The following is an 18,385-nucleotide window of genomic DNA, read 5'->3' on the forward strand; positions in this document are numbered from 1 at the left end:
GGACACGGTGTCCACTTCGTTGGCCGGGAGGACCGTCATGACGCACCTGCTCCACCTCGACTCCAGCGCTCGCCGCGACTCCTTCTCGCGGCAGCTGACCGCCCGCTTCGCCGAGTCGTGGCGCGCCGCCCACCCCGGCGCCGAGTACACCTACCGCGATCTCGCGGCCGACCCGGTGCCGCTGATCGGCGAAGCGTGGACCGAGATCTGCGACCACCTGCTGGCCCACGGCCTCACCGACCCCGCGCGGTACCCCGAGGCGGTGCGCACCGACGCGCAGCGCGCGGCCTGGGCGGTCGTCTCACCGCTGCTGGACGAACTGCTGGCCGCGGACCTCGTGCTGATCGGCGCGCCGATGTACAACTTCTCCGTCCCGGCCGCCTTGAAGGCCTGGATCGACCAGGTCACCTTCCCACGCATGTCGCTGGCCGGGCGGGCGTTCGTGGTGGCCAACGCGCGCGGCGGCTCGTACGGGCCGGGCACTCCGCGCGAGGCGTTCGACCACCAGGAGCGGTACCTGCGCGACTTCTTCGCGGGGCACTACGACGTCACCGACGTGACCTTCGTCAACAGCGAGCTGACCAACGCGGTGGTCGACCCGACACTGTCCGAACTGGACGGAAAGCGGCTGGCATCGCACGCGGCCGCGCTCGCCGCGGTCGACCGGCTCGCGTCGTGAGCTGGCTGCTGCTGGTGGCGGCGGGCCTGGTGGAGATCGTCTGGGCGCAGAGCATCAAGCCCACGGAGAACTTCACCAGGCCACTGCCCACCCTGCTGTGCTTCGTGCTCGGTGTGGCCGCGGTCTACCTGCTCTCCCGCGCGATGAACGGCCTGCCGGTGGGCACCGCCTACGCGGTGTTCACCGGCATCGGCGCGGTCGGCGCCATCGCGCTCGGTGTGGTGGTGCACCGGGATCCGCTCAGCGCGGGCAGGCTGGCCGCGCTGAGCCTGATCGTCGGCGGCATCGTGCTGGCCAGGCTCACCGAGTCCGGCTGAGCTGCTGCCACAGGAACTCGAAGACCAGCGCGGTCTTGAAGGCCAGCTGCTCGTTGTCGGCGGCGGCGCCGTGCCCGCCTTCGATGTTCTCGTGGTAGCGCACCGGATAACCCAGCTCGCGCATCCGCGCCACCATCTTCCTGGCGTGCGCCGGGTGCACCCGGTCGTCCCTGGTCGAGGTGACGAACAGGATCGGCGGGTAGTCGCGTCCACTGTGGACGTTCTGGTACGGCGAGTACTCGCTGATGAACGCCCACTCGTCCGGCTCGTCCGGGTCGCCGTACTCGGCCATCCAGGAGGCTCCGGCCAGCAGCTTGTGGTAGCGCCGCATGTCCAGCAGCGGCACCTGGCAGACGATGGCGCCGAACAGCTCGGGGTAGCGGGTGAGCATCACGCCCATCAGCAGGCCGCCGTTGCTGCCGCCCTGGATGCCCAGCCGGTCCGCGGTGGTGATGCCGCGAGCGACGAGATCCCTGGCCACGGCGGCGAAGTCCTCGTACACCAGGTGCCGGTTGGCCTTCACCGCCTGCGTGTGCCAGCCGGGGCCGTACTCGCCGCCACCGCGGATGTTGGCCACCACGTAGGTGCCGCCCCGCGCGAGCCACGAGCGGCCGGTCGAACCGCTGTAGGAGGGGGTGAGCGAAACCTCGAAACCGCCGTAGCCGTAGAGCATGGTCGGCCCGTCGACGGCGCCTTCCGGGCGCACCACGAAGTACGGCACGGCGGTGCCGTCGTCCGAGGTGGCGAAGTACTGCGCCACCTCGATCCCCGTACTGTCGAAAAAGGACGGTGCGGACCGGATCTGCTCGGCCTGCTCGCCGATCACCCCGCGCACCAGGGTGGACGGCTGGGTGTAACCGCTGACGTCGAGGAAGTACTCGTTGCTGTGGTCGGGATCGGTGTCGATGATGTCCGCGCTGCCGACCTCCGGCGCACCCGGCAGCGGCTCGTCGGTCCAGCCGTCCGGCCCCGGCGTGAGCACCCGGAGCCGGGCCTTGACGTCGGAGAGCGTGCCGAGCAGCAGGTGGTCCCGCGTCCAGGTGTAGTACTCGAGCGAGGTGTGCGCGTCGGGGCGGAAGAGCACGGTCAGCTCGCGCTCGCCGGCGAGATAGGCGTCGAACCCGGTGGCGAGCAGGGCGCCGGCCGGGTACTCGGTGCCGCCGACGGTCCACGGGGAGCGGGTGCGGATGAGCAGCCAGTCGCGGTGGACCGAGGGCTGGGCGTCGTCGGGCACGTCGATCCGGGTGAGCGTGCCGTCGGCGGCGCGCAGGTAGCGCTCCGAGCGGTAGAAGTCGATGCTGCGGCCGACGAAGTCGCGTTCGTAACCCTCGGTGAAGTCGTGGTAGGCGAAAACAGCCACGTCCTCGGGCTTGCCTTCGTAGACGACCGGTGCTTCCTCGATCGGTGTGCCCCGGCGCCACTCGCGCATCACCCGGGGGTAACCGGAGGTGGTCAGCGAGCCGGGACCGGTGTCGGTGCCGACGTAGACGCGGTCGTGGTCGATCCAGCTGATCCGTGTCTTGGCCTCGGGCAGCTCGTAGCCGTTCTCGACGAACTCGCGCGTTTCGAGGTCGAACTCGCGCACGACGGTGGCGTCGGCCCCGCCGCGCGAGAGCGAGACCAGGCAGCGGCGGTACTCCGGGCGCAGCACGTTCGCGCCGTGCCAGACCCAGTTCTCGCCTTCGGCCTCGGCGAGCGCGTCGACGTCGAGCAGCAGTTCCCACTCGGGCTGCGGGGTGCGGTACTGCTCCAGCGTGGTGCGCCGCCAGAGCCCGCGGGGGTGCTCGCCGTCGCGCCAGAAGTTGTAGAGGAACTCGCCACGCCGCCGCGTGTACGGGATCCGGTCGTCGGCGTCGAGCACCTCGCGGATGCGGTCGCGCAGTTCGCCGAACCGCTCGCCGCCGGTCAGTTCGGCCACCGTTTCGGCGTTGCGGGCGCGGACCCAGTCGAGCGCCTGCTCGCCGGTGACGTCCTCCAGCCAGAGGTACGGGTCGTCGTCGATCTCGGTCATGTCCCCCAGTCTCGCCTACCGGTATCCTCGTCACAGCTGCCGAGGGTGGGGGAAATGAACATCGAGCCGACGTCCGCCTGGCCGCCACCCGCGCCGCCGCCACCACGGAACTCACCCGTCCGGGTGCTGGGCGTGCTCGCACTGGTGGTGGCGATCGTCGCCGCGGTCGCGCTGCCGGGACTCGGCGTGATCAGCTTCGGCGAGACGGTGATCACCGGCCAGGCCCGTCCCACCGGGTCCGGGGTCAACTCGCAGCGCGAACCCGGCAAGCCGGGGCCGGTGCTGGAGACCGCGGAGAACCCGCTGCTCGCCGAGGGGGTCGAGCTGCCGCAGACCAACTGCCAGCTGCCCTCGCTGCGCCGGTCGGAGGAGCAGCTCCAGGCCTACTACGAGGCGGCGATGCGCTGCCTCGACGCGGCGTGGCAGCCGGCGCTGGAAAGCGTCGGCGAGCCGTTCTCCACGCCCGTGCTGCAGATCAAGGACGAGACCGAGAGTTCGTGCGGTGGCCTGCCGCCCAAGGAGGAGGCCACCGCGTTCTACTGCCCGGCCGACAAGGCCATCCACATGCCGCGCAAGCGCTTGCTGGAGACCGTGGGCACGGTGCAGGCGGCGCACCTGGCGGTGCTCGCGCACGAGTACGGCCACCACGTGCAGCAGCTCAGCGGCATCATGGAGGCCGCGTTCGACGAGATGACGGCCCACGGCGAGGACACCCCAGGGGAGCAGCAGGTCACCCGGCGGATGGAGTTGCAGGCGAACTGCTTCGCCGGACTCTTCCTGGCCAGCACCAGCGGCCGCGGTTCGGTCAGCAAGGCGCTCGCCCAGCAGGGGGTCAAGGAGTTCGAGAACTCGATCGGCAGCGACAGCCACGGCACCGTGCCGAACCAGGTCAAATGGGCCAAAGCCGGTTTCCAGAAGGCGACCTCGGCGTGCAACACGTTCACCGCCGCCGAGGGCGAGGTCCGCTAGGCCGCCGGCATGGAGATCCACATCGACACCGAGGCCGGCCGCGGTCGTCGAGAGGAGATCTACCGGCAGATCCGCGAGGCGATCCTCGACGGCAGGCTTCGCGCGGGGGAGGCGCTGCCGCCGACCCGTGAACTGGCCGAACGGCTCGCGGTCTCGCGCAACACCGTCAGCGCCGCGTACGACCGGCTGGCCGGTGAGGGCTTTCTCGAAGGCCGGGTCGGCGCGGGCACCTTCGTCCGGACGGACCGGGTGCGGGGGAGCGCGGCGCGCGGTGACGCCACCGAATTCCCGATCGAGACGGTCGCGGTGTGGGAGCGCGTACGCATGCCTTCCGGCGTCCACGCCGAATACGACTTCCAGGCCGGGATCCCCGATGTCGCCCGGTTCCCGTTCGACACCTGGCGGCGGTTGCTCGGCGGTGAGGTTCGCGCGTCTTCGGCGGCTTCGCTGGGGTACGGGGATCCGGCCGGGCACACCGGCTTGCGCGAGGCGATCGCCCGGCACATCGCGGTTTCGCGCGACGTCCGGGCCTCGGTCGACGAGGTCGTGGTGACCAGTGGCGCGCAGCAGGCGATCGACCTGGTCGGGCGGGTCGTGCTGCGCCCGGGAGACCGGGTCGCCGTCGAAGATCCCGGGTACCCGCCCGCGCGGTTCCTGTTCGAAGCGCTCGGCGCCGAGGTGGTCCCGGTCGGGGTGGACGCCGAAGGCATTCGTGTCGCGGACATCCCCAGCGGCACCAAGCTCGTCTACGTCACGCCGTCGCACCAGTTCCCGCTCGGGCTGCCGATGTCGCTGGACCGGCGGCTGGATCTGGTGGCGTGGGCCGGGAAAACCGGGGCGGTACTGGTCGAGGACGACTACGACACCGAGTTCCGGTACCACGGCAGGCCGCTGGAACCGTTGCACAGCCTCGATTCCACCGGGCGCGTGGTCTACGTCGGCTCGTTCTCGAAGGTGCTCTCGCCGGGGCTGCGGCTGGGTTTCCTGGTGGCGCCCGCTTCGCTGTGCCGCGTGGTGGCGAAGGCGCGGTTCGTCACCGACTGGCATTCCACCGGTCCGGTGCAGGCGGCGCTCGCGCGGTTCATCGACGACGGCGGGCTGGCCACGCACGTCCGGCGCATGCGGCGTGAGTACCGGCGTCGCCACGACCTGGTGGTTTCGTTGCTGGAGCGGGATTTCCGCCGGTTGCTGACACCGATCCCGGCCGCGGCGGGCCTGCACGTGAGCGCGTACTGCGCGCGCCCGACCACGCCGGTGGCGCGGCGCGCGCTGCGGGCCGGGGTGCTGGTCAACACGCTCGACGAGTACGCGGTGCTGCCGGGGCGTCGCCCTGGGCTGGTGTTCGGCTACGGCGGCATCCCGTTCGGCAAGATCGAGGCGGGCCTGAACCGGCTGCGCGACGTCCTGCGCTGACGTCCTCTGCCCGAGAATGTCGTACCCGCGTGCGACCTTCGCCGTATGACCACGCGCATCCCCGGGTTCACCACCCGCAGGCTCACCGTCGACGGCACCGACCTGCACTTCGCGGTCGGCGGCAAGGGCCCGCCGCTGCTGTTGCTGCACGGTTTCCCGCAGACGCACCTGACCTGGCGCGCGGTCGCGCCCGCGCTCGCCGAGTCGCACACCGTCGTCTGCCCCGACCTGCCCGGCTACGGCGACAGCGGGCCGCCGGGCGCGGGCGTCGAGCGCTACTCGAAACGGGCGATGGCTGCCACGTTCGCCGAGCTGATGACCACGCTGGGCCACCAGCGCTTCGCCGTGGCCGGGCACGATCGCGGTGGCCTGGTCGCCTTCCGGCTGGCGCTCGACCACGCCGATCGGGTGACGCACACGGCCGTGCTCGACGTGCTGCCCGCGGTGGACATCTTCGGCACGCTGGCCGGTGCGAGCGGGGTATTCGCCTTCCACCTCTACTTTTTGGCGCATCCGGAACCGTTGCCGGAGCGGATGATCGGGGCGGATCCGGCGGCGTTCTTCGGGCACTTCCTGGACAGCTGGACCAAGGTGCCCGGCGCGCTGCCCGACGGCGTCCGTTCGGAGTACCTGCAGGCACTGAAGGAACCCTCGGTGATCCACGCGATCTGCCAGGACTACCGCGCGGGGGTGTTCTTCGATCTGGAACACGACAAGGAGGACAAAGCGCTCGGGCGCCGATTGCCGATGCCGGTGCTGGCGATGTGGCAGGACCCGGGTGACGCGCCCCTGCCGTTCGACCCGGCCGCGTTGTGGCGCTCGTGGGCACCGTCGCTGACCACAAAAGCCGTGTCCTGCGGGCACTTCCTGCCCGAAGAACGGCCGGAGGAGGTGGTCGCCGCGCTGCGTGCGTTGCTCGGCTGACCCGGTGGTGTCCGGTTCGCGACTTTCGAACCAGGCTCACTGGCCCTAACCTGGTGTGAGCCGGGTCACCAGCGGGAGGAGCTTTCATGCGGATCGCCGACGTGTTGCGGAGCAAGGGAAGCCTGGTGGCCACAGTGGCGCCGGAGTCCAGCGTGACCGACCTGCTGGCCGGCCTGGCCGAACACAACGTCGGGGCGATGGTGGTGCTGGGTGCCGAGGAGAAGGTGGTCGGCATCGTGTCCGAACGGGACGTCGTGCGGCGCCTGCACGACCGGGGCCCGGAACTGCTGTCCAGGCCGGTCTCGGAGATCATGACCACGCTGGTGGCCACCTGCACTCCGGAGGACTCGGTGGACCACCTGAGCGCCGTGATGACCGAACGGCGCATCCGGCACGTGCCCGTGGTCGTCGATGGCAGGCTGGCCGGCATCGTCAGCATCGGGGACGTGGTGAAAACCAGGCTGAACGAACTGGAAGAACGCCACGACCAGCTACAGGCCTACATCGCCCAAGGCTGACACGCTCACGCCCACGAACGGCCTCGCGCGGCCATCTCACCCCCACAACGACCCCAGCCGACCCTTCGCGCCCACACCAGCGGACCACCCCTGGCCGCGCGTCGCCCGACCATGCCAACCTGCGCCGATCATCCCAGCCGCCGCGCCCACCGATGCAACATGTCGGCGGCGATCACCAGCAGCCCGCCGCCGCGGGCCATCCCAACCTGAGCCGACGAGCCACAACCCCCGCCAGCGAACCCTCGCGACACCAGCGAACCCTCGCGACGCCAGCAGCCCCACGCCACGCGAGCGGGCCCTGCGTGACGCGAGCGGACCCACGCCACGCGAGCGGACCCCGCGCGACGCCAGCGGACCCACGTGACGCGAGCGGACCCGCGGCGCCAGCGGACCCACGTGACGCCAGCGGACCCCGCGCGACGCCAGCGGGCCCGCGCCACGCGAGTGGGCCTTGCGCGGCGCGGGGGCCCTGCGCAGCGCGAGCGGACCCACGCGACGCGAGCGGGCTCTCCGCGGCGCCAGTGGACCCGCGCGACGCGAGCGGGCCCTGCGCGGCGCGAGGGGCCTGCGCAGCGCGAGCGGTTCCAGTGCTCACGTGAGTCGAGCGGTGCCGTGGCCCGAACCGGTCAGCCGCCCCACCGGGTCACCACGCGGTCGATCGTGGGCCGGATGCGTTCGCGGGCCTCGGCGCGTGGGACGCCTGCCATGAGCAGGTCGTCGTAGTCGGTGTCGAGGTGGCGGATCGAGGCGATCACGGCAGCGCGCACGGCGTCCTCGTCGAGCGCGCGGCCCGCGGCGGACCGCCCAACCCGGCCGCTGCCCCGCACGCCCGCGTGCCCCGCGATGGCCAGCGCGCGTTCGTCCGGGCAGCCGGGGAATGCGCGGCGGATGGCCGCAGCCAGTTCCGCCTGGAAATCGGCGTCAGCGTTGACCCGGCGCTCGGCGTCCCGTTCCCGTCGCCGGGCGCGAACGTCCTCATCGGCGAGGCAACGCTGCTCGGCGCGTTCCAGCGCGTCCTCCTCGACGAGCGTGCCCACCCGCTGGTACCGCTTCCGCCGCAGGTTGAACTCGACCACCACCGCGGACAACTTGCTCTCCGTCTTGGCCCGGCGGGAAAGCGCCGCGTTGCCCGACGCCAGGAAGTGGAGGTGGTCGAAGTCGGCGCAGGCCAGGCAGAGCGACGTCTGGTCCTCTTCGAACACAAGCTCACTCACGTCACCGCGGAATCCGCAGCCTCCGCACACCCACGACTTCGCCGCGCGCACCACCACGAGATCCGGTGCCTTGCTTTGCCGTTCCCGCAACCGTTCCAGCCGCTTTTCCGACAGATCCGCCGAGACCCAGTGCGTGTGGAAGAGCCGCTCGAGCGTTTCGTCGCCGTCGGCGGTGAACCGCAGCGGACGGCGATCGCGCGTGGCGGCGAGATAGCTCGCCTCGGTGGCGCGCAGCCCGCGCTCGGCCGCCCAGTCACTCAGGTAGTCCAGCGCGGTCCGGACCTTGGCCGCGTCCACGGCCAGACTGTTGCCGAGATGCTCGGTCTGCCCGCGGCGCCACTCGTCGACCCGCGCCGATGGCAGCCAGCCGAGTGCGTTGAGCACCTCGAGCGGTACCACCTGGTTCTTCGTCTTCAGTGCGATGTCGGCAGCCGAGATCACCCGGCGCTGGATCTTGGGCGGCTCTGGCGTGACCACGGAGAGCGAGCTTACTTACCCCTTCTCCGCGCCCGAAAGCACCGGCGCCAGCGCGGCGATGCCCGCGGTGATCGCCTCCGAGGCCGTTTCGAAGCTCAGCCGTGACGGCTGGTGGGTCAGCAGCGCGACGGAGTAGCGCTCGCCCACCACGCCGGTGGTGTGCAGCACGACGTGCCCCGCCGCCCGCATCCAGCCTTGCTTGACGCCCCAGGTTGTGCCGGGCAGTGCCGCCGGAATGCCGAAGAACTGGTCGAACCCGTCGGCCGCGCGATCGTCCGGCCCGGTGAGCGCGGCCAGCAGCACGTCCCTCGCGGAAACCGGGATCTGGTGGTGGATGTACTCGTAGGTGGTGATCACATCCTGCGCGCTGAGCCGCGTCATCTCCCATTCGTCCGACACGTTCGGGGGAGTGGTGTTCACCAGCCCGATCAACGCACTGGCCTGCCGCACGATGTCGCGACGGCCACCGGCCGCCCACAGCGCGTCGGCCACTCCGTCGTTGCTCGCGCCGAGCAGTTGCGACAGGTTCTCCTTCGTGCGGTCGTCCGCGGTCCAGCCCGCGTCGTGCAGGAGGTCGATCGCGATCAGCAGCTTGACCACCGAAGCGGAATAGAACTGCGCGTCGCCGTTCTCGATGGCCACCGCCGAGCGGGTCACCCGGTCGTAGACGGCGAGCCCGAGATCGGTGCCCGGCGCGGCCGACTCCACCGCCGCGACCACCGCCGACGCCAGCTCGGCCCGCATTTCCTCGGTGAGTGGCGCCTCCGGCTCCGGCGCGGGGGAGGACGGCGGGACCAAGCTGTCCGGCAGCTGCGCCGACGACGGCATCGCGATCGTCACGTCGTGCTTCGACTCGGTCGCGGGCCCCGCGACCACGGCCAGCGCACCCAGTCCGGCCGTCACCGCGAGGGTGGCGACCAGGCCAAACACCACTGATCGGGAGCGCATACCTCCGATATAACCCGATCGAGTGTTTTTCCGCGGTTACCAGTTGCTGTCAGTTGCCTGTCGTTAGAGCCGCAGGTCAGCGCGTTCACTCGCGCCAGCCGTGCAGTTCCACCCCCTTCGACACGTCCACTCGGAACGACAGGTTGGCCTCGGCCGAAGCACCCGGCGCAAGTTCGAACCGCCAGGTGACCTCACCGAGCGAACTCAGCTCTTCGGGGTCGGGCGAAGTGCGGACGTCGCGCACCACGATCGCCTCGTCCCGCGAGACGGGCGCCTGGTCCAGCACGGTGATCGGGGCGACGCGGGGGCCGTGGTTGGTCACCGTGATCCGGTACTCCAGCTCACGCCGCCGGGTGCCGGTCAGCGCGGTCTTCGTCGCGCTGCGGCGCCGCAGTTCACGCTTCACGCGCAGCCTGTCGTCCACCCCGAGCGCGAGTTCGACCTCCTCGCCCGGCGCCCAGTTGTCCAGCCGGGTGGTGCCGACGAACTCGTTGTCGTGGAAGACGGACGCCTTCCCCGGCCGCAGCGTGTGCTCGCCGCCGTTGGTCACCGTCGCGCGCAGGTACGCCTCTTCGGCCAGCACCGGCGCGGTCACGTAGCTCAGTTCCGCGTCCAGGCCCATCGTGGCGATCGTGGTGCGGTGCGCGCCACCGTCCGACGGCACCGCGACCGGCCGCGCTGGCCGGTACGACGCCGCTGCCGCGCCCTGCTCGACCTGCGCCGTCACGTCCGCCATCGGCGCCCCGGCGGGCATGGCCATCTCAGGCGCGGAAGCGCCGTAGCCGCCGCCGTGCCCGCCGACGGCCGCGCTGCCCCTGAGCACCGCCGCCGGCCGGGCCCGGTCGAGGTACCAGGGCTCCGGCTCGGGGACGTGCACGGTGGCCGCCGGACGCGCGGTCGACAGGGTCAGCTCGCATTCGGGCCAGTCCTCGCCGGTGTGCTGGGTGACCAGGCCGTACCAAGTGAGCCGCACCCGGTCCTCATCGAGCCGGATGTCGTAGCCCGACTCCCATCGGGCGTTGGTGACCACATAGGACAGTTCAATCTCGACCTCGGCGGTTCCGGCGTCCTCGGCGGGCTCCAGTTCGATCACCACCTCGGTGCGGTCAGGTGCCTGAGCCGCCTGCCGCATCGCGACTTCGCGCTCCACCGCCTCCAGTTCGGCGGACAACCGGGCACGCCGATCGGCCAGTTCACGGCGACTGGCGAGCACATCGGACAGCTGGGCTGCGAGCGCGTCACCGATTTCGGCCACTCGCGCCGGTTGCGCGTTCCCCGAAGCGAGCGCGTCGGCGAACGAGCGGCCGGATCGCTGCGCCAGCGCGCTCAACAGGTCCGCGCGCCCGGTCTCCACGGCTTCGGCGTCGGTCACCTCGTCGAGCTTCCGCCTGGCCACCCGCTGGCGTTCGAGCAGTTCCTCCAGCTCTCGCTCGGTCGGCCGGGCGAGGTGCTGGGGCCGGACGTCCACGCCGACGATGGAGGCGGGACCGGTGCCCGAGGCACGCACCGAGTCCGGCAGCAGTCCACGGGGCAGCCCGCCGACCGCGAACCGGCCGTCACCGCCCAGTTCGGTCCGTGCCCGGCGAACGATCCTGGCGTGCTGCGGGTAGACGGTGACGGCGACGATCGGGGCGCGCACGGGGGTCGGCATGAAACCCGACGCTAGCCCAAACGCGGAGCGCCCGTGCCGTCTTTCGTCGGTTAACGCTGGGAAGGGCTTGACACCCCTGTCGGCCGGAGCAAGTGTCATCGCAGTCCTTTCACCACACCTTCACAGGGGGTCCGTGTGAGATCCGCACGCCTTGCCGCTGTGCTCGTCGGCTTGCTGCCGATGGCGCTGGTGCAGCCCGTCAGCGCCCAGGCCGCCCCGCCCACCGGCCCGGTCTTCGAGAACGGTCAGGCGCAGCCGGTGTTCGACCCGGCCGACATCGTCCGGGACAACGTCTGGGTGACCGCGCCGGTCGACAGCGACCGCGACGGCAAGAACGACGAAGTGCACGTCGAGGTGGTGCGCCCGAAGGCCACCCAGCACGGGCTCAAGGTGCCGGTCATCTACCAGGCCAGCCCGTACTACGCCGGTGGCAACGACGTGGCCAACCACAACGTCGACGTCGAGCTGTACGTGCCGGGCCAGCCAGCGCCCGCCGCCGGCCCGCGTGGCCGGACCTCCGACGTCGGCCCGTACGCCGCGCCGATCACCTGGCGCTACGAGTCCTATTTCACCTCGCGCGGCTTCGCCGTGGTGTACGGCGAATCGCTCGGCAGCGGCCAGTCCACCGGCTGCCCGACCACCGGTGGTGAGAACGAGACCATCGGTGCCAGGTCCGTGGTCGACTGGCTCAACCACCGGACCTCCGCCCGCGACTCGGCCGGTGCCGCCGCGAAGGCGGACTGGACCACTGGCAAGACCGCGATGATGGGCGTGTCCTACAACGGCACCCTGCCGAACGCGGTGGCCAGCACCGGGGTCGAGGGCCTCGAGACGATCATTCCGATCGCCGCGATCTCCAGCTGGTACGACTACTACCGCGAGGACGGCGCCGTGGTGGCGCCCGGCGGCTACCAGGGTGAGGACGCCGACGTGCTCGCCGAGTACGTGCACACGCGCGCCGATCGCGCGGTGTGCCGCCCCGTGCTCGACGAACTGGCCGCCGAGCAGGATCGGATCACCGGTGACTACAGCCCCTTCTGGGACGAGCGGAACTACCTCAACGACGTGGACCAGGTGCGCGCTTCGGTGCTCGCGGTCCACGGCCTCAACGACTGGAACGTGACCACCAGCCAGGTCACCAAGTGGTACGAGGCGCTCAAGGCCCACGGTGTGGAGCACAAGATCTGGTGGCACCAGTCCGGTCACGCCGACCCGTACTCCCTGCGCAAGGAGGAGTGGCTGGCCACGCTGAACAAGTGGGTCTCGCACTACCTCTACGACCTCGACAACGGCATCGAGAAGGAGCCGAAGTCGACCGTCCAGCGCGAGAACGGCTCCTGGGCCGACGAGGCCGAGTGGCCGGTGCCCGGCACCGCCGACGCGACGATCTACCCGTGGCCGGGCGGCAGCGCCCGCGGCAAGCTCGACCCGCGGCACAAGCTGCCGGGGCGCGCCCAGGTCGAGCGGCTCGCCGATGACGCCACCAAGACCGTCGAGCAGCTCACCGACCTGCCCAGCTCCGGCAACCGCCTGGCCTACTCGACCACCGAGGCGCGGCAGCCGGTGCGCCTCAGCGGCACGGCGAAGGTGGACCTGAGCGTGTCGTTCGACCGGCCCGCGGCCAACGTGACCGGCGTGCTCGTCGACCGCGCGCCCGATGGCAAGTCCACGGTGATCACCCGTGGCTGGACCGATCCGCAGAACCGCACCGATCCGGCCGAGACCAAGCCGATCGAGCCGGGCAAGTCGTACAAGGTGTCGTTCGAGCTGCAGCCGGACGACTACCTGCTGGCCACCGGCCACAGGTTGGAGTTCGTGCTGCTGTCCAGCGACCACGACTTCACGCTGCGCCCGAAGCCGGGTGCCGGGGTGGCGATCGACCTGACCAAGACCTCGGTCACCCTGCCGGTGCTCGGCGGCAAGGAGGCACTGCGCGCCGCCTTCTAGGGGATTCACTGCAAAACGGGCCGTTCCGCTGGCGGGGCGGCCCGTTTTGTACGGAACGTGTACGCGCGATCGCTTGGCTGGTCGCCGACGAATCCCCGTATCCCGGAGGTATCGATGTCTGTGTTGAGACGGCTCGCGGCGGCGGCCGCCACGCTCGCGCTGCCGGCGCTGGGCCTGGTGGCGACGCAGGGCACCGCTTCGGCTGCACCCAACTTCCAGGTGCCGTTCAAGTGTGGTGTCACCGTCACCGCGGCCACGTTCAGCGGGCACAACCCGGCGAACTCGGTCGACTTCCAGAAGTCGGGCATCACCGGCATGCCGGTGGTCGCTTCGGCCGCGGGCAAGGTGACCGTGGTCGGCAACACGGGCTCCACGAGCTACGGCCGGTGGATCGAGATCGACCACGGCAGCGGCTGGCGGACTCGCTACGCGCATCTTTCCTCCCAGGAGGTGTCGGTCGGCCAGCAGGTCGCGCTGGGCAAGCAGATCGGCAAGGCAGGCGCGACCGGTGGCGTAACCGGCCCCCACCTGCACTACGAACAGCGGCTGAACGGCGTGGCGCAGAAGGCGAAGCTGAACGGCGTCGCGGTGCCCTACTACGGCCACACGAACTTCACCAGCAAGAACAACTGCGGTGGCGGCGGGGACAACCCGTACACCCCCGAGCAGGTCTGCGGCACGGGCTTCGACGTCGTCGACTCGGCCAATCTGGGTACCTCGGGCATCGCGTACCTCCTTTACAACGCGGACAACTCGAACAACTGCGTGGCTACGCTGAAATCGGTCTCACTGGGCACGGCTTCGGCCACCTCGGCGTTCCTGGAGGTACAGGGTTCGGCCAGGGTGACCGACTCGGGCAACTTCACCTATTACGCGGGCCCGGTCAAGAAGGCCGCCGCGAAAACCTGCGTGAAATGGGGCGGCTCGGTCGGCTCGGCCGCCTACGAAAGCCCCTTCGAACACTGCGACTGACATCTAGGCCTTGAGTGGGGCATTGCTCGCTTAGTCAGCGGGCAGTGCCCCATTTCCCTGCGATGCGAGCCTACCGCACGGCGGCGGGTGGCTCCCCGAGTTATCCACAACGCACCCACTTGTCCACAGATCGCCGCCCCGCGCCCCAAACCCTCGCCTCCCGGCGCACAGTGGACCCATGACAACGTCCACTCGTCCCGCCGCTCAGAGCCAGCTGAGCATCAATCTCAGCAGCGATCCCGGCGACCTGATCGCGGCCGTTTCCCCGATACTCGGCTTCCGGCCGGCGGACTCCATCGTGGTCATCGCGCGAAAACGCGGTGAACACGGAAAACCCGGCTGCATCGGGCAGCTCGCCCGTAGCGATCTGCCGCCGCCCGAATTCGCTTTGGCCGCGGTGGAGAGATTCGTGCCGGTGGTCCGCGGTTATTTCGGTGCCACCGTGCTCGTCATCGGCGGGAAAACCGAATTCGCCTGCGAAGAATTCGTCGAAGCGGCACAGGAACAGTTCGCCGCGGTCGGCGTCGAAGAAGTGCACTGCCTCTGGATCGAGGCAATCCGCACGGGCGAACCGTGGCGGTGTTACCAGGATCCGGACTGCGGTGGTGAGCTGCCCGATCTCGAGGGTGGCCGGATAGCCGCCGTGGCCGCGAGCGCGGGCCTGGTCACCTACAGCAGCCGGGAGGCCAGCCTGGCCAGGCTGAACGCGGCCGATCCGGAGGCGATCGCACGCCGATCCCGCCAGTTCGACGCGGCGGCCGACAAGGCCGAACCGGACTCGCGGACGATGGAGCCGGAGAAGGGGTTCTCCGTAGTGCGGGAGGCTATCCGCCGTGCCCATCTCGGCACGCTGGAGCTGACCGACAAGGATGTTCTCGACCTGGTCTTCGCCATGCAGAACACCGAAGTACGCGATGCGTGCCTCGCGCTGTCGGTGGGGCCGCGCACGCCGGTCACGCATGCGGCCGAGCAGTTGTGGCTGGCCATGGTCCGCGAATGTCCGCCGCCGGAGCGCGCGCAGTTCGCCACCCTGCTCGCGTTCAGCAGCTATCTGCGCGGCGATGGCACCTTCGCGGGCATGGCCATCGACAACGCGCTGGCCGCCGATCCCGGGCACTTGCTGGCAGGCCTGCTGTCCAGGGCGATGGACGCGATGCTGCCGCCGGACCGCCTCGCTGACCTCGGCCGAGCGGACCCGGCCCTCGACCTGGATCTACTCGTCGACCGCGCCTAGTTCGCACCCGAACTTCACCGTCGCCGGAGTACTTGTCGTCGTCGCGTCCGACCACGATCATTGAAAACCACAAACGAGTCTTTGCAAACGGTTGTTTGCTTTGTAGGGTGGGGCGATGCCCGAACCCTCGGACAAGCAGTGGCCGCTGGTTCCCGACGCCGACCGCGACGTGCTCCTGGATTCGACGTCGCTGCGGGCGTCCGCGCATCCGGTGCGGGTGCGGATCCTTGGCATGTTGCGCATCGACGGCCCGTCCACCGCGACCGCTCTCGCGGCTCGGCTGGGCCTGAACTCGGGTGCGACGAGCTACCACCTCCGCCAGCTCGCGAGCGGCGGTTTGATCAAGGAGGACCCTGAACTGGGGACCGGCCGCGAGCGGTGGTGGCGCGCCGCGCACCGGTCGAGCTTCTTCAAGCCAGGAGAGCTGGATCCGGACGACACCGAAGCCAGTGTCGCCTACCTCCGCGCGATCTCGCTCGTGCTCGCCGAATGGATGCAGCAGGCGGCCGACGAGCGTCCGCTCCTGCCTCGTGAGTGGCAGGAGGCGACCAGCTTCAGTGACTACCCGCTGCTGCTCACCGCCGAGGAGGCCGGGCGGCTCGTGGGTGAACTGAAGGAAGTGGTGTCCCGCTACCGCCACGCGGACGCCGGCCGCGCGGGGGCTCCGCCGGATGCGGAACCGTTCCACATCCAGTTGCAGGCGTTCGTCCGGCCGGGGTGGGAAGTCGGCGGCGAGGGCAAGGCGTGACCGGGCGGTCGTGGCGTGAACTGGCCGGTGTGCTCTCGGCCCAGGCGGTGTCGTGGACCGGGACCAGGCTGTCGGCGATCGCCCTGCCCTGGTTCGTGCTGACCACCACCGGGAGTGCGACGCGGACCGGCGTGGTGGTCTTCGCCGAGATGGGTCCGTACGTCCTCGCCCAGTTGCTGTCCGGTCCGGTGATCGACCGCGTCGGCCCGGCCCGGATCAGCATCACCGGGGACCTGGTCAGCATGGTGGCGGTGGCCATGGTCCCGCTGCTGTACGCGATCGACCTGCTGACCTTCTGGGTGCTGCTGCCACTGGTCGCCGCGGTCGGCGTCTTCCGCGGGCCCGCGGACGCGTCGAAGACGGTGTTCATCCCGGCCGCGACCCGCGCGGCACGGGTACCACTGGAACGCGGGACCGGGATCGCGTCGACGATCGAGCGGTTGGCGTCGACGGTCGGGCCGGCGCTCGCCGGGGTGGTCGTCGCCGCGCTCGGGGGACCGTACGCGCTCGTTGTGACAGCGGCGTTGTTCGGTTCCGGCGCGCTGATCGTCGCTGTCACCGCTTCGCGGCGGAGCGCTCCGCACCAGCCGGATGAAACCGAGGCGGAGGACAGCTACGTGAGCAGGCTCCGTGGCGGGGTGAGGTTTCTCCGTCGCGACCGGCTGCTGCGCTCCATCGCCGGAATGGTCGCCGTGACCAACCTGCTCGACGCGGCCTGGACCGCCGTCCTGCTGCCGGTATGGGCCCGCGATTCCGGGCACGGGCCCGCCGTGGTCGGCCTGCTGCTCGGGGTGCTCAGCGGTTGTGCCGTGGTGTCCGGTCTGGTCGCCGCGGCGGTCGCGCACCGGCTGCCCCGGCGGCCGGTGTACTTGATCGGGTTCCTGCTCGGTGGTTTCCCCCGGTTCCTGCCGCTGGCGCTGGGAATGCCGATCGAGGTGACGATCCTGGTCTACGCCGTGTGCGGGCTGGGCTCGGGCTTCATCAATCCGATCATCGGCGCGATCCAGTTCGAGCGGGTGCCCGAGGGCATGTACGGCCGGGTGCGCACGCTGGTGGTGGCTGTCGCCTGGTCCGGTATCCCGTTCGGCGGGCTGGCCGGTGGCCTGCTCGTCACCGGCATCGGGCTGGCACCGGCGCTGCTCGCCTGCGGCGCGGTCTACCTGGTGACCACGACATTGCCCGCGCTGCTGCCGTCCATGCGACCTGAATGGTCCACAAAGGACAAACCGGCACCGGTTCGGGTGGAGTGAGCCGGTGCCACCGCGGTGGCAGCGGCCGGGCGGTCAGACGGCGTTGGCGGCGCCGCGGCGTTCCTGGGTGAAGCGCCAGGCGTCGGCGACGATGCCGGTCAGGTCGGCGCGCTGCGGCTGCCAGCCCAGTTCGGCCCGGGCCCGGTCGCTCGCGGCGACCAGGACCGCCGGGTCCCCGGCGCGGCGCGGGGCGACCATGGCGGGCACCGGGTGGCCGGTCACCTCGCGGCAGGCCTCGATCACCTGCCGCACCGAGAAGCCGGTGCCGTTGCCGAGGTTGTAGATGCGGTGCTCACCGGCGGTGGCGTGGCGCAGGGCGAGCAGGTGGGCGTCGGCGAGATCGGCGACGTGGATGTAGTCGCGGATCGCGGTGCCGTCCTCGGTGGGGTAGTCCTCGCCGTAGATCTGGATCTGCTCGCGGTCACCGGTGACCACCTGCAGCACCAGCGGGATCAGGTGGGTCTCGGTGCTGTGCCGCTCGCCGATGCTGCCGTAGGCACCGGCCACGTTGAAGTAACGCAGGCTCATCGCGGCCAGGCCGTGGGCACGCGCGTAGGTGGTGATGGCGTTGTCCACGGCCAGCTTGGTGGCGCCGTAGGTGTTCGTCGGCCGGGTGGGGGCCGTCTCCGCGATCGGCGACACCTCCGGCTCGCCGTAGGTGGCCGCGGTGGAGGAGAAGACCAGCCGGGGGGTGCCGTGCTCGCGCATGGCGTCCAGCAGCTTCAGGGAGGTGACCACGTTTCCGTGCCAGTACCGGGCCGGGTCCTGCATGGACTCGCCGACCAGCGACTTCGCGGCGAAGTGCAGCACGCCGTCGAAGCCTTCGGCCAGCAGGGTGCGCAGCGTGTCCGCGGCGTCGCCCTCGACGAACCGGGCGCCTTCGGGCACCGCGTCGGCGTGGCCGGTGGACAGGTCGTCCACCACGGTGACCTGGTGGCCGGCCTCGAGCAGACGCTGGGTGCAGACGCTGCCCACATAACCGGCGCCGCCGGTGACGACCAGCTTCAGAGGCGTGTTCGGGGTGTCGGTAGGCATCTGCTCGGTGGCCCTTCCAGTACGTGCGGTTACGGGTTCAGGTGGCGGAAAGTCTCCACCCTGACCGACGTTCCGGCG

16 protein-coding genes are annotated in these 18,385 nt (G+C 70.6%); 11 read left to right on the forward strand and 5 right to left on the reverse strand.

The genetic code is table 11. The annotated features are described in order from the left end of the window. Positions 1–37 precede the first annotated feature (37 nt). Entirely contained in the window at positions 38–679 is a 642-nt protein-coding gene (locus YIM_RS13590; protein WP_153030709.1) for an FMN-dependent NADH-azoreductase, read from the forward strand. Continuing rightward, the gene (locus YIM_RS13595; RefSeq protein WP_153030710.1) at positions 676–996 is read left to right on the forward strand and encodes a multidrug efflux SMR transporter; all 321 of its coding nucleotides are present in this window, start codon (positions 676–678) and stop codon (positions 994–996) included. The genes YIM_RS13590 and YIM_RS13595 overlap by 4 nt, the downstream gene beginning before the upstream one ends. Here YIM_RS13595 and YIM_RS13600 read toward each other — a convergent pair. Further along, positions 980–3,007, reverse strand: a complete 2,028-nt coding sequence (locus YIM_RS13600; protein ID WP_153030711.1) for a prolyl oligopeptidase family protein — start codon at positions 3,005–3,007, stop codon at positions 980–982. The two genes, YIM_RS13595 and YIM_RS13600, sit on opposite strands and share 17 nt — an antisense overlap. A gap of 54 nt (positions 3,008–3,061) precedes the next feature. On the opposite strand from YIM_RS13600, the gene YIM_RS13605 reads away from it, so the two are divergent. The 4 genes from YIM_RS13605 to YIM_RS13620 all read left to right on the forward strand — a co-directional run bounded on the left by YIM_RS13605 (position 3,062) and on the right by YIM_RS13620 (position 6,831). Next, on the forward strand, positions 3,062–3,976 hold the full coding sequence (locus YIM_RS13605; RefSeq protein ID WP_153030712.1) for a neutral zinc metallopeptidase: 915 nt from the start codon (positions 3,062–3,064) through the stop codon (positions 3,974–3,976). A 9-nt stretch (positions 3,977–3,985) separates the two neighbouring features. Then, positions 3,986–5,389, forward strand: coding sequence for a PLP-dependent aminotransferase family protein (locus YIM_RS13610; RefSeq protein ID WP_153030713.1), 1,404 nt, complete (start codon positions 3,986–3,988; stop codon positions 5,387–5,389). Positions 5,390–5,434: 45 nt separating this feature from the next. Beyond that, positions 5,435–6,313 (forward strand): alpha/beta fold hydrolase, encoded by an 879-nt coding sequence (locus YIM_RS13615; RefSeq protein ID WP_153030714.1) that lies wholly within the window; start codon positions 5,435–5,437, stop codon positions 6,311–6,313. An 86-nt stretch (positions 6,314–6,399) separates the two neighbouring features. Further along, positions 6,400–6,831: a CBS domain-containing protein gene (locus YIM_RS13620; protein ID WP_153030715.1), complete on the forward strand. Its 432-nt coding sequence runs from the start codon at positions 6,400–6,402 to the stop codon at positions 6,829–6,831. Between the two features lie 626 nt (positions 6,832–7,457). Here the strand turns inward: YIM_RS13620 and YIM_RS13625 are convergent. From YIM_RS13625 to YIM_RS13635, 3 genes are all read right to left on the reverse strand, one after another. Further along, positions 7,458–8,522 (reverse strand): DUF2293 domain-containing protein, encoded by a 1,065-nt coding sequence (locus tag YIM_RS13625; protein ID WP_228004708.1) that lies wholly within the window; start codon positions 8,520–8,522, stop codon positions 7,458–7,460. Between the two features lie 15 nt (positions 8,523–8,537). Next, a complete protein-coding gene (locus tag YIM_RS13630; RefSeq protein WP_153030716.1) occupies positions 8,538–9,470 on the reverse strand; it encodes a hypothetical protein in 933 nt (310 codons plus the stop codon). Positions 9,471–9,555: 85 nt separating this feature from the next. Beyond that, positions 9,556–11,121: a DUF4139 domain-containing protein gene (locus tag YIM_RS13635; RefSeq protein ID WP_153030717.1), complete on the reverse strand. Its 1,566-nt coding sequence runs from the start codon at positions 11,119–11,121 to the stop codon at positions 9,556–9,558. 135 nt (positions 11,122–11,256) lie between these two features. Between YIM_RS13635 and YIM_RS13640 the strand changes: the two genes are divergently transcribed. From YIM_RS13640 to YIM_RS13660, 5 genes are all read left to right on the forward strand, one after another. After that, positions 11,257–13,068, forward strand: coding sequence for a Xaa-Pro dipeptidyl-peptidase (locus YIM_RS13640; RefSeq protein WP_153030718.1), 1,812 nt, complete (start codon positions 11,257–11,259; stop codon positions 13,066–13,068). 114 nt (positions 13,069–13,182) lie between these two features. Beyond that, complete coding sequence (locus tag YIM_RS13645; RefSeq protein ID WP_153030719.1) at positions 13,183–14,040, forward strand: M23 family metallopeptidase; 858 nt, start codon at positions 13,183–13,185, stop codon at positions 14,038–14,040. A gap of 178 nt (positions 14,041–14,218) precedes the next feature. Beyond that, positions 14,219–15,274 (forward strand): DUF4192 domain-containing protein, encoded by a 1,056-nt coding sequence (locus YIM_RS13650; RefSeq protein ID WP_153030720.1) that lies wholly within the window; start codon positions 14,219–14,221, stop codon positions 15,272–15,274. A 115-nt stretch (positions 15,275–15,389) separates the two neighbouring features. Beyond that, positions 15,390–16,022 carry a helix-turn-helix transcriptional regulator gene (locus YIM_RS13655; protein ID WP_153030721.1) on the forward strand — a complete coding sequence of 211 codons (633 nt, stop codon included), beginning with the start codon at positions 15,390–15,392 and terminating at the stop codon, positions 16,020–16,022. After that, positions 16,019–17,272, forward strand: coding sequence for an MFS transporter (locus YIM_RS13660; RefSeq protein ID WP_228004709.1), 1,254 nt, complete (start codon positions 16,019–16,021; stop codon positions 17,270–17,272). Before YIM_RS13655 ends, YIM_RS13660 begins: the two co-directional genes overlap by 4 nt. Before the next feature lie 33 nt (positions 17,273–17,305). On the opposite strand, the gene galE is transcribed toward YIM_RS13660, so the two are convergent. Then, on the reverse strand, positions 17,306–18,307 hold the full coding sequence (gene galE / locus YIM_RS13665; RefSeq protein WP_153030723.1) for a UDP-glucose 4-epimerase GalE: 1,002 nt from the start codon (positions 18,305–18,307) through the stop codon (positions 17,306–17,308). Positions 18,308–18,385 lie beyond the last annotated feature (78 nt).

It is taken from the genome of Amycolatopsis sp. YIM 10 (assembly GCF_009429145.1).
Lineage (GTDB): Bacteria > Actinomycetota > Actinomycetes > Mycobacteriales > Pseudonocardiaceae > Amycolatopsis.